A 14681-nucleotide genomic window follows, 5' to 3' on the forward strand; every position below is an offset into this window, starting at 1 on the left:
ACCTACCACTTAGAATCGTATTTAACATTTTTGATGTATTTTTTAAAATAATTAGCCACAAGTCCTGTAAAGACACCCATTATGATTCCAGCAATCATAAGCACAGGTAAATAGGAGAATATAAGAAAATTGTTTATAATTAACGCCGCAACAAACAATTGACCTACATTGTGGGCAACAGAGCCAAAAACACTTACACCAACTAAGCTAAAGTATTTGCTGTATCTCTTGTAGACAAAAAACATAATACATGCACTCAAAATACCACCGGATACACTGTACAAAAATGACGTTAAATTTCCGACAAGCAATTGTGCCAACAATGTCCTCAGAATGACCACAATAAGGGATTCTTTAAATCCAAACATCAATATCGTTACTAAAGTAACTATATTAGCAAGCCCGATCTTTATCCCTGGAACAGGGATTGGAACGGGAATAAAGCTTTCAACTATATTCAAAACTAAAGCTTGTGAAACCAATATAGAAACATATACAATTTTCTTAGCAGACAGTTTTATGCCCTCCAATCCTATAAAACACATCATAATTTATTATATTTGTTTTTTTATATTTAATCAACTGATATCATTTACTGTAAAATTTTTGTTTGTTAAATAATTATGCTATAATCAAGATGATAGATAATTTTAACAGGAGGTTTTTATATGGGTGCTAAAGTAATAGTGTTAGGCGGAGGATTCGGAGGAGCTACCGCTGCACAAAAACTTGATAAATATTTGCTTAACGACGATGTGGAAATAACGCTTATCGAAAAAAATGATAGTCAGACATACCTTACAGAGCTACATGAAGTGGCTGGAAATAGGATAAAACCTGAAGGTGTAAAAGTTTCATTAAAAGAAGCATTGGAGTACACACGCGTTAAGATTGTACAAGATGAAATAACCAAAGTTGACATAGAAAACAAGAAATTGTATTCAGAAACATCTGAATACGATTATGATTACCTTATAATAGCTTGTGGAAGTGAACCAGCCTATTTTGGAATTCCTGGCATGAAAGAGCACGCTTTCACGTTGTGGTCTTTAAAAGACGCTGAAAAAATAAACAAGCACATTCGCGAAATGTTTAAAAAGGCACAATATGAAACTGACAAGCAAAAGAGAGCAAAAATGCTTACATTCATAGTCGGTGGCGGCGGTTTTACCGGAGTTGAAATGATAGGTGAACTCATGGAATGGGTAAATAGGCTGTGTAAAGAATACAAAATCCCAAGAAATGAAGTTAAACTATCTCTTGTGGAAGCATTGCCTAAAATCTTACCTACAGTCAGCAGAGAAAATTTAGTTCAAAAAGTAGTAAATTTCCTCAACAAAAACGGGGTAGAAGTCAAGACAAATTCCATGATCACCAGCGTTACACCAGATGGTATAACATTAAAAACAGGAGAAAAAATTCCTACAAAAACGCTAATTTGGACAGGCGGCATTCAAGGAAATAGCTTCGTTGCCAATATTGGGCTTAATACAGATAAAAAAGGAAGAATCGTAGTAAATAAATACATGGAATCATCTAATCCGTACGTATATGCTATCGGCGACAGTGCCTCATATGTAGGAGAAGACGGAAAACCTATGCCTGCTTTGGTTGAATCTGCTTTGCAGTCTGCAGATGCCGCCGCATACAATATTGCCGCTTCCATTAAAAATACGCCAAAGAAAGAACTTAAACTAAATCTTCACGGAAATATGGTATCCGTAGGAAGAAGGTTTGCGATTGCCGAACTATCTGGCATAGGTGGACTCTCCGGATACCCAGCTACATTTATGAAGCACATTGTAAATATGCATTATCTATTTGGCTTAAGTGGTCTCGGCATGTGTGCTCAATATATAAGAGATCAGTTTATAGATGTGCCTGATAAAGGCAAATTAAGCATAATTGAAAACCATGTAGCTGTTACTACAAATATGTTCTGGCTATCCCTTATGAGGGTTTTCTTAGGTTTAATGTGGATAATAAGTGGCATACAGCACATACAAGAAGGATGGCTGTCATCAGTTAAATTATCCGCTGGTGCGTCTTCAGCTCCAATGCAAAATGTACCTGCATGGTATGGATGGTTTATGGAAAAATTTATATTCCCTCACGCCGTATTCTTCCAATCAGTGATAACATTGTCTGAAATAGGCATTGGTCTTTTGCTTGTTGTAGGACTATTTACGTTTATTGCTGCACTTGGAACCATATTCCTTCATATTAATTTCTACCTATCAGGTATGGCGACATTCAACAACTGGTGGTACGTCATAACTGCCATAGCCATAATGGGCGGCGCTGGAAGAGCATTTGGTCTCGACTACTATGTAATGCCTTGGCTTTCAAAAGTATTAAAGCATTGGGTTAGAAGGAAAAAACTAAAACTTAATGTATTTTAATAAAGAGGCTGTAGGAATTCTCCTATAGCCTTTTTGCTATTAAAAACATATTTGTGCTTAAGCTTATTTTACGAGTATTTAGTCAATATTCTCTCTGCTATGACTTCCATAGGAAGAGTTGAGTCCATGCTCATCTTCCTCATCAGTGTGTAAGCCTCATCTTCATCTAATTTTTTTACTTTCATTAAAAGACCTTTAGCTTTCTCTATTTTCTTGCGGGCTTCTATTTGTTTCTTTAAACTTTCTATTTCATTTTTTAAAGACAAATATTTCTTGTGATTTTCTATCACAAATTCAGTCAAACTTAATAACACTGCTTTATCGATTGGTTTTAGCAAATAAGCGAATACCGAATAGTTTTTTACTTCCTCGATAAAGCCTCTTTGAATGGTCTGCGTCATCAATATGACAGGTGCTACATTGTCGCTATCTATTATATGCGCTACTTCATAAGCATTCATTCCCACAATACCCATATCTACCAAAACAAGATCAGGCATCAAGGAGCGAGACAGCCTAACTGCGCTTCCACCATCTCTCGCTTCATATACCAGATGTCCACTGGACAAAAGCATTCCTTTAAGTGTGCTTCTGCTGTAGTCATTGCTATCAGCAATTATGATGCGCCACTGACTCATGAAAACACCTACCTTAAAACTTAGTAAGGTATTGGTCTATCTCCCACCTTGTGACGTAAGTCCTGTAGGAATCCCACTCAGACCATTTTGCCTCAACATATTTGTTGTATATGTGTTCACCTAACGCATTTTTTATTACTTCGTCTTTTTCTAAAATGACTAAAGCCTCTTCTAAAGAGTCAGGCAATTTTTCTATGTTTAACTCTTTAAGTTCATTTTCGTCCATCTCATAAATATTTTTGTCAACAGATGGCGGTGGCATTATCTTATTTTTTATGCCATCAAGTCCTGCAGCTAACGAACAAGCTAATGCTAAGTACGGATTATTGGAAGGATCAGGTGATCTAAGCTCTATCCTTGTTGAATTTCCTCTTTTAGCAGGTATCCGTATGAGGGGACTTCTATTTCTTCCGGACCACGCAATGTATACAGGAGCTTCAAAGCCTGATACAAGCCTTTTGTATGAATTTACTGTAGGATTTGTTATAGATGTTAATGCTTTTGCATGTTTCAAAAGGCCTCCAATGTAGTAATAGCAATCTTTACTAAGACCCATCTGGTCGCTTGGATCGTAAAAAGCATTTTCACTGTTTTTCATGAGTGACTGATTCAAATGCATACCAGAACCTGCAATGCCGTACACAGGTTTAGGCATGAACGTCGCATGAAGTCCGTGCTTTTGCGCTATTATCCTTACTACCATTTTAAATGTCATGACATTATCTGCCGTTGCAAGCGCATCATCATATTTAAAATCTATTTCATGCTGCCCCGGTCCTACTTCATGGTGTGATGCCTCTATTGCAAATCCCATTTCTTTTAGTGTAGAAACCATTTCCTTTCGAGCGCTTTCTCCTAAATCAACTGGTGCCATATCAAAATATCCTGCTGCATCCTGAGTGATTGTAGTAGGATTTCCTTTTTCATCTGTCAAAAACAGATAAAATTCACATTCTGGTCCCACATTCATAGTGTAGCCTAATTTTTTTGCTTCTTCTAAATTTTTCTTAAGAATATACCTTGGATCACCTTCAAAAGGCGTACCATCAGGATTGTATATATCACAAATAAGCCTTGCCTCCACACCACTTGTTGTCCTCCATGGGAATATTACAAATGTATCGGTATCTGGCCTTAAATACATATCAGATTCTTCGATTCTGACGAATCCGTCTATTGATGATCCGTCAAACATTATTTCGTTATTTAAAGCCTTATCAAGCTCCTCAATAGGAATCGAGACATTTTTCATGACGCCAAAGATGTCACTAAACTGCAAATGAATGAACTCAACACCACGTTCTTTAGAAATCCTCAATACGTCTTCTGCACTGTATTTGTTTCCCATAGCAATCCTCCTTAAATTAAAAATAGGTGTACTCAATTAAGGACTCTATCTTCCTTCATTGAGGACACCATTGCCCATCTAAAAGTATGACTTTACAAAATTATAACACATGAAATTCAACATAACAATATCATTCGTCCTTTTTTTCAAGCTCAATATCTATTCCATCTATAACACCAGATATGAGATTGAAAATCCATGTCCCAAAAGCACTAATTAGCGCCAGCATCACCCCATAAATTATGCCAAATATGAGTCCTCCAAAGACACCTAAACCAAAGAATCTAGCATCTCCTATACTCCCGAATAGACCCCCAATTAAACCTAAAACAGCTCCAATTATAACACCGTATAACAATGTGAACTTAAAGACAGAAAAAACAGACACTTTTTTAATTTTATAATTCCACATACGCACTCTCCTTTCATGTAGCCTTTAGCTACTACGTTATAATTATATTATACCATAATTTTCTTATGCAAGTACAAAAATTTACAACCTTACAAATTTTAAAAAAATTATCTGTTCATTAAATTAAAACATCCTGGCAATACTATCTATTGAGGTGATTCTATGAAAAAATATCGTAAAATTGTCTGTCTATTATTGATATTTATTTCAGTATTTCAGCTTTCTGCTTGCAAGAATAAACAAAAAAAGCCCATTCCGCAGAAAAAACCCAGCACGACTCAAAAAATGTCTACACCGAAAGAGCTTGCCAAAATCGAAAGCGACATCGACACAATAATAAAAGAAGCTAAAAAACTTAAAGAATCCCAAAGTGGCAAAAGCGCTCAACAATCAACCACAACATTAGCGCCTCAGGATAAAAAGCAAAGTTCATCAAAAAGCCAAGGAGGCGGAAAATCTAATGAAAAAGGTGCTAATAAAAAACAGCAAAAACAGTCACCAGAAGAAAAATCGTGGAGCACAATAGATAAAACCGTAAAAGATATACATACAAATTGGAATGTTTTAAGCCCTATTGCTACAAAAGCTGGAGCCAGTACCGATTTGCTGAACAATGTAAGCACAGCGATAAATATTCTAACGACAAAGTCTTCCAGTAAATCATTAGATGATACAATGATCGCTGCAAATAATGTCTACAAATTTGTGCCTGAAATCGAAAATTACTTTAAGACGACATCCCCTCCTGACATTAAAAAGCTCAGATTTTACAGCAGGGACATTGAGTTTAATTCATCTTTAGGCAAGTGGGATATTGCATTAAAAGATATAGATGAGATAAAAGCGATTTGGAAAAACATAAGGATAAAACTACCTAAAGACGCTAAAAACGCCTCAGATAAATTTGATGCAGGTCTTAGCGAATTAGAAAAAGCTGTACAATCAAAAGACGGAACCATCACTAAAATCAAAACAAGCGTTTTAGAGACAGACATTAAATCGCTTGAAAAAGCATCAAAGTCACAAAAATAACCTCTTTTAGGGGTTATTTTTGTATAACCTTATTTTATTGACTTCATATAATAATAATGATATATTTTAAATAACAAAATTACTTTATTGCACTATATCATTGAATTTTTATTTTTAAGGAGGATAATAATGGGAGTCAATGTAGCAATCGTAGGTGCAACAGGCCTCGTAGGAAGAACGTTCATTAAAGTTTTAGAAGAGAGAAATTTCCCGGTGGACAATTTATATTTGTTTGCCTCAAAAAGAACTGCCGGCCAAAAGCTTACATTTAAAGGAAATGAATACACTGTAGAAGAATTGACAGAAAAAAGCTTTGATAGAGATATAAAGATAGCATTATTTTCAGCAGGCGCTACAGTAAGTAAAATGTACGCTCCTATAGCAGCAGAAAAAGGAGTAACAGTCGTTGACAACTCCAGCGCATGGCGAATGGATGATAATGTACCACTGGTAGTTCCTGAAGTAAATCCACAAGATATTAAATGGAATAAAGGCATAATAGCAAATCCTAATTGTTCAACGATTCAAATGGTAGTCCCGCTAAAGCCCCTTCATGACAGATACAAAATCAGGAGAATTGTCGTCTCAACATATCAAGCAGTATCTGGTGCAGGCAAAAAAGGCGTTGATGACCTTGAAAGAACATTAAATGGCGAAAAAAATCAATGTTTCCCTTACCCTATAGCAAATAACTGTATTCCTCATATAGATGTATTTTTACCTGATGGATATACAAAAGAGGAGCTTAAAATGATAAATGAGACAAAAAAGATAATGGGTGACAATTCTATAAAGGTATCACCTACGACGGTTAGAGTGCCCGTTAAGAATTCGCACAGTGAAAGCATCAATATTGAATTTGAAAAACCTTATCAAATGGAAGACTTAAAGAACATTTTAAAAAATGCCCCTGGAGTAGTTTTAATGGACGATCCAGAAAACAACATATACCCAGTTGCGACAATCGCAACAGGTCACGATGAAGTATTTGTGGGTAGATTAAGACGTGATGAAACAGTATACAGCGGATTAAATATGTGGATTGTTGCAGATAATATCAGAAAAGGCGCCGCATCTAATGCTGTGCAAATTGCTGAGCTTTTGATTAAATGATGTCTTTATGATCTGAGAAAGGATGGTTAATAATGCCAGTATTTAAAGGTTCAGGTGTTGCCCTCGTTACCCCATTCACTGAAGATGGAGTTAATTTTAATAAGTTAGAGGAACTTTTAGAATGGCATATAAAAGAAGGTACAGATGCCATAATAATATGTGGCACAACTGGTGAATCGTCAACGATGACAGATAAAGAAAGAATGGATACAATTAAATTTGCAGTTGATAAAGTAAATGGTCGCATCCCGGTCATAGCTGGGACTGGCAGCAATGATACGCGTCACAGCATTGAACTAAGTAAATATGCTTCATCTGTCGGTGCTGATGCTCTGCTTGTCATAACACCATACTACAATAAGACTACTCAAGCAGGACTTGTCAAACATTTTACGGAAATCGCCAAAAATGTCGATAAGCCAATAATAATATACAATGTTCCAAGTAGAACAGGAATGAACGTGAAACCAGAAACATACTTAGAAATATGCAAATACGTTGACAATGTTGTTGGTGTAAAAGAGGCCAGTAGCGATATAGTTCAGATAGCTGAGATAGCCAGGATAATGGGCGATAAATTTGAAATATATTCAGGAAACGATGATCAAGTCGTGCCGATACTTTCATTAGGAGGCATAGGTGTAATTTCTGTCACCGCAAATATCGTGCCTCAAAAAATACACGAAATGGTAATGCTATTTTTGAATGGAGATATAGAAGCCGCAAGAAAGTTGCAATTGGAATTAAATCCTTTAAATAGCGTCATGTTCATAGAAACTAATCCAATTCCAGTCAAGACGGCAATGAATTTAATGGGTTTCAATGTCGGACCATTGAGGCTTCCTTTAGTCGATATGTCCGAAAAGAATTTAAATGCACTGAAAACTACGTTAAAAGAATTTGGACTGATATGAGGAGGCTGTATTAATGATAAGAGTGATAATAAATGGTTGCTGTGGAAAAATGGGCAAAGTAATCGCAAGCATGGCTTCACAGAATCAAGACTTTGAAGTTGTTGCTGGAATCGATCAAAATCAGTGTCAATGCGGATTTCCCGTCTACAAAAGCCTTGATGAAGTAGATGTTGATGCCGATGTAGTGATAGATTTTTCATATCACACCGCTGTGCCGCAATTGTTAAAAGCCGCTGTAATCAAAAATTTACCTGTTGTCGTTGCAACAACAGGGCTTGATGAAGAAGAAATTAACTCTTTAAAAGAAGCATCTAACCATATTCCCGTGTTTAGGTCTGCTAACATGTCGTTAGGCATCAATGTACTTATAAGTTTAGTCAAAGAAGCTGCAAAAGTTTTAAGTGATAATTTTGACATAGAAATACTTGAAATGCACCACAATATGAAAAAAGATTCGCCAAGCGGAACAGCTTTGCTTATTGCAGATGCCATCAACAGCGTTTTAGGCGATAGAATGGAATATGTGTATGGAAGACATTCAAATGTAGATAAGCGAGATAAAAATGAAGTAGGAATCCATGCGTTAAGGGGTGGTACCGTAGTAGGCGAACATGAAGTGATTTTCGCTGGTCATGACGAAATCATTAAAATCAGCCATTCTGCAAGATCGAGAGAAATATTTGGGAATGGCGCACTTTTAGCAGCTAAGTTTTTAATAAATCAAAAACCTGGACTTTACGACATGGAATCACTTGTCAAGAAAGGATGATGACTTTTGAATTCAAAAGATGAATTGACAAATCCTTATGAAATAGCAAAATTCATAAAGGAATCTAAAAAATCAACACCAGTAAAAGCCTATATAAATGGAAACATAGATGTAGACGAAAAGATATTTAAAGTTTTTGGCACTGACAATTTTAAAATAATTTTGGGAGAATTAGAAGATGTTAAAAAACTTTTAGATGAAAACAAAGACAAGATTAAGGATTATCACCTTGAATACGATAGGCGAAATTCAGCAATACCATTACTTGATATAAAAGACTTAAATGCCCGTATCGAACCAGGCGCTATCATAAGAGATAGAGTAAAAATAGGAAAAAATGCAGTAATCATGATGGGTGCTATAATAAATATAGGTGCTGAAATTGGTGAAAATACAATGATAGACATGAATGCCGTTATCGGTGCAAGAGGAATAATCGGGAAAAATGTCCATGTTGGCGCTGGTGCAGTCATAGCAGGCGTGCTGGAGCCACCAAGCAGTATACCTGTTATAGTTGAAGATAATGTGCTTATAGGAGCTAATGCCGTCCTTCTAGAAGGTGTCAGAGTTGGTCACGATGCTGTTGTAGCAGCAGGGTCTGTCGTCACAGAAGACGTACCGCCAAACACCGTCGTAGCTGGCGTCCCTGCTAAAATTGTCAAAATCAAAGACGAAAAGACCAGAGAAAAAACTAAACTATTGGACGATTTAAGAGGTTAAAAAACCCGGCTTAGCCGGGTTTTAAAATTCTATTCCATATCTAGCAGAAATACCTTTTTCAAAAGGATGTTTAACTAACTTCATCTCTGTCACAAGATCTGCATTATCAATAAGCTCTTTAGGAGCATTTCTGCCTGTTAAAATCATCTCCATTGTATCTGGCTTTTCCTTCATGAGTTTAAGCACATCTTCCACAGAAAAAATATTGTTCTGTATTACCCCCATTATTTCATCTAATATAAGCATATCGCACTCTTCATTTTTAATGACATTTTCTATAAATTTATAAGCCTCATGCATCTCATCTCTAAGTACATTTTTTTCGTTCTCATCCATCTGAAAGAAGAATTTTTCACTTGACTGAAATCTAAAAACCTTGAAATTATCTATGTTTTTTAAAACATAAAGCTCTCCCGTATCTCTCCCTTTTAAAAATTGAACCATATATACCTTAAAGTCTCTGCCTAAAGCTCTTATGCCAAGGCCTATAGCAGCAGTCGTCTTGCCTTTCCCATCGCCTGTGTATATTTGAATCAAACCGTTTTTCAACGACAATCTCTCCTTTTGTATGTAAAATATCTATTGCTGTGTCAAAATCAAATCCTCTTTATTGACTTTTTCCATTTTTGTTATGGATACTTCATAGGCTGTTCTCGTTATAATCTCGTTATTATCTCCTTTTTTTTGATATTCTCTGCTTTGTACCCTTCCCCACAATTTTATGCGATCGCCTACTTTCAGCTTTTCGCAAAATCTGGCATTTCTTCCCCATGCGATTACTGGAATATAGTCTGACTTGCTGTATGGTCTATTGACAGCCACAAGCAAATCTGATATTTCTCTCCCAAATGGTGTTGTTCTATAAACAGGCTCTTTACATATAAATCCGTCCAAAAAAATCTCATTAGGATTTTTAGTGCTTTCATCATCACCTACGACTATAATATCCCTTGCAAAAATAGTCAATATCAGCCTATTTTTACCACCATTTGGCGATTGCCTATTGTATGATCTAAGTTGTCCTTCTATTTTCACTTTAGTGCCTGGAGTTAAATTTATGCCTTCAAATAGTCTGTTTGAAATAGTAATCGGAAGCATATCTTTTGCGTCACTTAGTCTTGGCACTTCAAGCGTAAAATTATAAAACTGCTCCCCATAAAGCTCGTGACTAAACTCCAATTCGCTTACAATTTTACCAGATACATTAACCATATTATTCCCCAATATATTACCTGCCATCTGTTTACTCTCCCTTCCATCATGTGTATCTTCTTAAAATATAGATATTAACAGAGAAGAGCATTTATGACAGGTTTATTAAAATATTTAATCGTTTTACATAAATAAACTTCATTGAACCACCCAACCTCAATACAAAGTATCGCAAAAAAATTGATATTATTTTTCTCAACATTATCAAAATAATATCATTAATTTTATTTTTTTGCAATTATTATTGCATAACTTAATAAAATTTTATTGTTTTTTATGTTGCCTGCCCTCATGATCAATATAGTAATTTTCCTTATATATTAACTGACTTATAGGAACTATTTGATATCCATTTTCTTTCAGTTTATCAATAATGTACGGTATCGCCTCAGGTGTAAATTGACCATTATTGTGAAAGAGGATGATGGAACCTTTTTTAACGTTTGGCAATACCCTATTTATTATCGCCTCGGTGTCAAGGCCTCTCCAATCAAGCGAATCTACATCCCATTGTATGGTATAATATCCTAAACTCTTTGCTGTCTCAATGACTTTATCGTTGTAGTCGCCGTATGGAGGTCTAAATAAGTAAGGCTTTTGTCCAGTGATCTTTACAAGTTTCTCCTCACAAGCTTTTATCTCATTTGTCATTTCTAAATCGCTTAACTGCGTCATGTGTGGATGTGTATTGCTGTGGTTTTCCACATCATGACCTTCTTCATAAATTTTTTTTACAAGATCAGGATATTTATCAATCCAAAGCCCAGTCAAAAAAAACGTGGCCTTTACATTTTTATCTTTTAATATCTGCAAAAGTCTTTCTGTCTTATCACTTCCCCATGATGCGTCAAACGATATAGCAACCCTTTTGTCAGGAATATCAACGCTATAAATCGGAAGCTGCATATTTATATTTAATAATGTACTTATAACAGGTGGAACACCATAATTTGTGTACAAAATAGATATAAATGCTAGTACAAAAACCGCTAACAAGTTTATGATGACGCTTTTTTTGATATAATATAGTTTCACAAAAAATAACCTCCCAACTACGAATCTATAATAAATTTATTCCTTTGGGAGGTTATTATTACTATTTTATAGCAAGTTTAATATTGGCAATGGATCGCTTAAGTCCTTTAAGACAATATCTGCCCCTTTCACTGTTTCATAATTGCCAACTCCAATAGATACCATTCCTGCCCTATTTATGGCTTCAATACCAGCTTTAGAATCCTCTATTCCTATACATAATTTAGGTTCAACGTCAATTCCAGCGGCAGCGTTTAAGAAAATTTCCGGATCTGGTTTGCCATTTTTTATTTTTTCTGCATCCACAATGTAATCAAATGTCTCAATGAGGCCAAGATTTGAAAGCACGGTTTTTGCATTTTTGCTTACAGAAGCCACAGCTATTTTTATTCCTCTATCTTTTAATTCTCTTATTAAGTCTACTACACCAGGAAGTAAATCCTTAGGTGTCATTCTATTTATCATCTCTTTGTAGTATTCATTTTTTTTATCTGCCAAATAATACTTTTCTTCTTCACTAAAAAAATTATTGCTTTTCTTTAAAATTATCTCCAACGACTCAATTCTGCTAATACCTTTCAAATTTTCATTTATTTCTCTGTCAAAATATACATTTAATTCATCAGCCAACTTTTTCCACGCCAAATAGTGGTATTCAGCAGTATCCGTAATCACACCATCTAAATCAAATATCACGCCTTTATGCTTAACACTTTTGTCTATCAACTTTTTTCACCTCTTTTTCAACTTTGTCGCCTTTCAAAAGCGTTATTTCTTCATCGTAAATGTGAATTTTCAGCATCTCACCTTTAATCAATGAAAATGACGCTTTTTCTTGGGTAATGCTTACATGCATTTTACAATTTTTATATCTAATGTTGTACGATAATGACTTCCAGCTTTTGGGTATATTAGGCATAAAATGAAGTCCATCAGGATATGTCATCATTCCACCAAATCCACTTATGATTGCGCTCCAAGCACCAGCCATGCAAGCAGTGTGTATCCCATCTTTCACATTCCCGTTGTAATCATCAAGATCCATTCTTGCCGTCATCATAAAATATTCGTAGGCTTTATCATAATATCCGATCTCATTTGCAAGAATGCTGAATATGGCTGGTGAAAGCGATGAATCATGAGTCGTTATTGGCTCATAGTAATCGTAATTTCTTTTAATTTCATCAATGCTAAATAATTCTCTTCTTAGGTACATAAGCAATAGTACATCAGGTTGTTTACATATCTGATATCTGTATATATTTAGATAATGTCTGTGAAGTAACAAGGGTTTTTCGCTTTCTAAATCCTTTGCATTTAATCTCTCTTTATAAAGAAAGCTATCATCTTGTGGAATAATTCCAAAATCACCCGAATAAGGTAAATACATGTTCTGTGCTGCGTCATTCCATTCATTTAGTTCTTCATCAGTAAGTCCAATCTTTTCTTTGATGTTATCATAATATTCCGGAGCTTTTTTAGCCATCTCCTTGGCAACAAAGTATGCATACTCTAAGTTCATTTGTGCCATATAGTTTGTATACGCATTGTTGTCAACCAATGCCGTATATTCATCAGGTCCTGTTACGCAATTCAAACAAAACTTATTATTTTTCAAAGGAATATATGCACCTATGCTTATCCAAAGTCTTGCAGTTTCAAAAATAATTTCTGCACCGTACTTGTACAAAAATTCGTAATCTAAAGTTGCATCAACGTATTTTTTTATAGCCAAAACTATATCAGAGTTTATGTGATATTGAGCAGTTCCAGCGGGAAAATAAGATGAACATTCCGGTCCATCTATCGTCCTCCAGGGATAAAGGGCACCTTTATATCCCAATTCCTTCGCCCTTTTTCTGGCCGCATCTAATAAATTGTATCGAAACATTACAAAGTTTTTAGCGATGTCTGGTTTTGTGTAGAGAAAAAATGGCATGATATAGACATCAGAGTCCCAAAAATAGTGTCCTTCATAACCTTCACCTGTAAGACCTTTTGCACATATATTCGCAATATCATTTTTTGATACAGACTGAAGCAATTGAAATTCGTTGTACCTTATGCCTTGTTGCATAGAAATATCGCCATCTATTTCCACATCTGCATCTGCCCAAAATTCTTTTAAATAATCAAACTGTTCCTTAAAGATGATATTTACTCCATCCGATTTAGCACTTATGACCTCATGGACCGAACTATCAACAAGCTTATCTTCTAAACATTCTCTTGATGTGTAGTACGAAACAAACTTATCAAGCTGAAAAATTTTATCTTTTTCAGCATCAATAGAGAATTCAAAACCTATTTTATCATCCGATTTGTAATTTTTAAGTTCATAATGGCAATCAGTTTTTACATCATGGTTTACAGAACAAATGTATTTTAGCTTACTTCTTTTTGTAGCTTGCATTAGCCATCCCATATATCCGTCAATATGACTGTCAATGGTATTTACGACTTTCCCTCTCATGTTGTTTCCTACTCGCATGTCATCTGTCTCATTCCCGTAATATATATTTCCATCAACTTCGGAAATCAATTTTATCTTCCCACTAAAGTTTAACGGTCTAAATCTAAAAACTATAACACCTAAATGTTGCCTTTTAAAAGAAATTAATCTTTTTACAGTTATCTCCAGCTTTTTCCCTTTTTCAGTCTCCCAAACAACCTTTCTTTCTGTGAAACCCTCCTTCATATCAAGTATTCTTTCGTATTCAATTAGGTTGCCTTTTAACAAGTCAAATGGCTCATCATCTACAAACAATTTTACAATTTTGCTATCAGCAACATTTACCATTGCTTCGCCGTAACTTGGAAAACCATATCCACCCTCTGCGTAATTTATATCGTAGATTTCATAAAATCCGTTAATATATGTTGCGTTAAACGATGTGCCATTAGGGCCTGAGTAACCTTCTTCTAATGTACCCCTCACACCAAAATAACCGTTTCCTAAAGAAAAAATAGTTTCATTTCGATAATTTGTTTCTATGTCGAATTTGCTTTCTCTTATTTTCCATGCATCATAAGGATATATTGATTTTTTCATCTGAACCTCCACGCTTTCTAAATAAAGTCGACAA

At 35.2% G+C, this 14681-nt stretch carries 15 protein-coding genes; 6 read left to right on the plus strand and 9 right to left on the minus strand.

Annotated elements, in window-relative coordinates; all coding sequences use genetic code 11:
- Positions 1-2: 2 nt before the first annotated feature.
- Entirely contained in the window at positions 3-530 is a 528-nt protein-coding gene (locus THEXY_RS08410) for a Gx transporter family protein (protein ID WP_230197572.1), read from the minus strand.
- 138 nt (positions 531-668) lie between these two features.
- Between THEXY_RS08410 and THEXY_RS08415 the strand changes: the two genes are divergently transcribed.
- On the plus strand, positions 669-2402 hold the full coding sequence (locus THEXY_RS08415; protein ID WP_013788415.1) for an FAD-dependent oxidoreductase: 1734 nt from the start codon (positions 669-671) through the stop codon (positions 2400-2402).
- 68 nt (positions 2403-2470) lie between these two features.
- Here THEXY_RS08415 and THEXY_RS08420 read toward each other — a convergent pair whose 3' ends face one another.
- From THEXY_RS08420 to THEXY_RS08430, 3 genes are all read right to left on the minus strand, one after another.
- Positions 2471-3040 carry an ANTAR domain-containing response regulator gene (locus tag THEXY_RS08420; protein WP_013788416.1) on the minus strand — a complete coding sequence of 190 codons (570 nt, stop codon included), beginning with the start codon at positions 3038-3040 and terminating at the stop codon, positions 2471-2473.
- Positions 3041-3053: 13 nt separating this feature from the next.
- The gene (glnA, locus tag THEXY_RS08425; protein WP_013788417.1) at positions 3054-4388 is read right to left on the minus strand and encodes a type I glutamate--ammonia ligase; all 1335 of its coding nucleotides are present in this window, start codon (positions 4386-4388) and stop codon (positions 3054-3056) included.
- A gap of 130 nt (positions 4389-4518) precedes the next feature.
- Positions 4519-4800 carry a hypothetical protein gene (locus THEXY_RS08430; RefSeq protein WP_013788418.1) on the minus strand — a complete coding sequence of 94 codons (282 nt, stop codon included), beginning with the start codon at positions 4798-4800 and terminating at the stop codon, positions 4519-4521.
- 162 nt (positions 4801-4962) lie between these two features.
- Here THEXY_RS08430 and THEXY_RS08435 point away from each other — a divergent pair, with 162 nt between their 5' ends.
- The 5 genes from THEXY_RS08435 to dapD all read left to right on the plus strand — a co-directional run bounded on the left by THEXY_RS08435 (position 4963) and on the right by dapD (position 9348).
- Positions 4963-5832, plus strand: coding sequence for a hypothetical protein (locus THEXY_RS08435; protein ID WP_013788419.1), 870 nt, complete (start codon positions 4963-4965; stop codon positions 5830-5832).
- A gap of 129 nt (positions 5833-5961) precedes the next feature.
- On the plus strand, positions 5962-6945 hold the full coding sequence (locus THEXY_RS08440) for an aspartate-semialdehyde dehydrogenase (RefSeq protein ID WP_013788420.1): 984 nt from the start codon (positions 5962-5964) through the stop codon (positions 6943-6945).
- 32 nt (positions 6946-6977) lie between these two features.
- On the plus strand, positions 6978-7859 hold the full coding sequence (dapA, locus tag THEXY_RS08445; RefSeq protein ID WP_013788421.1) for a 4-hydroxy-tetrahydrodipicolinate synthase: 882 nt from the start codon (positions 6978-6980) through the stop codon (positions 7857-7859).
- 13 nt (positions 7860-7872) lie between these two features.
- Entirely contained in the window at positions 7873-8628 is a 756-nt protein-coding gene (gene dapB, locus THEXY_RS08450) for a 4-hydroxy-tetrahydrodipicolinate reductase (protein ID WP_013788422.1), read from the plus strand.
- A 6-nt stretch (positions 8629-8634) separates the two neighbouring features.
- Positions 8635-9348 (plus strand): 2,3,4,5-tetrahydropyridine-2,6-dicarboxylate N-acetyltransferase, encoded by a 714-nt coding sequence (dapD, locus tag THEXY_RS08455; RefSeq protein ID WP_013788423.1) that lies wholly within the window; start codon positions 8635-8637, stop codon positions 9346-9348.
- 21 nt (positions 9349-9369) lie between these two features.
- On the opposite strand, the gene THEXY_RS08460 is transcribed toward dapD, so the two are convergent.
- The 5 genes from THEXY_RS08460 to THEXY_RS08480 form a co-directional block, all read right to left on the minus strand.
- Positions 9370-9897 carry a cob(I)yrinic acid a,c-diamide adenosyltransferase gene (locus THEXY_RS08460; RefSeq protein WP_013788424.1) on the minus strand — a complete coding sequence of 176 codons (528 nt, stop codon included), beginning with the start codon at positions 9895-9897 and terminating at the stop codon, positions 9370-9372.
- Between the two features lie 30 nt (positions 9898-9927).
- Positions 9928-10587: a single-stranded DNA-binding protein gene (locus tag THEXY_RS08465; protein WP_013788425.1), complete on the minus strand. Its 660-nt coding sequence runs from the start codon at positions 10585-10587 to the stop codon at positions 9928-9930.
- Positions 10588-10824: 237 nt separating this feature from the next.
- Complete coding sequence (locus THEXY_RS08470; protein ID WP_013788426.1) at positions 10825-11595, minus strand: polysaccharide deacetylase family protein; 771 nt, start codon at positions 11593-11595, stop codon at positions 10825-10827.
- A 66-nt stretch (positions 11596-11661) separates the two neighbouring features.
- On the minus strand, positions 11662-12321 hold the full coding sequence (gene pgmB / locus THEXY_RS08475; RefSeq protein ID WP_013788427.1) for a beta-phosphoglucomutase: 660 nt from the start codon (positions 12319-12321) through the stop codon (positions 11662-11664).
- Positions 12302-14647: a glycoside hydrolase family 65 protein gene (locus THEXY_RS08480; protein ID WP_013788428.1), complete on the minus strand. Its 2346-nt coding sequence runs from the start codon at positions 14645-14647 to the stop codon at positions 12302-12304. Before THEXY_RS08480 ends, pgmB begins: the two co-directional genes overlap by 20 nt.
- Positions 14648-14681: the final 34 nt, after the last annotated feature.

The organism is Thermoanaerobacterium xylanolyticum LX-11 (assembly GCF_000189775.2).
In the GTDB taxonomy this organism is placed as follows: domain Bacteria; phylum Bacillota; class Thermoanaerobacteria; order Thermoanaerobacterales; family Thermoanaerobacteraceae; genus Thermoanaerobacterium; species Thermoanaerobacterium thermosulfurigenes.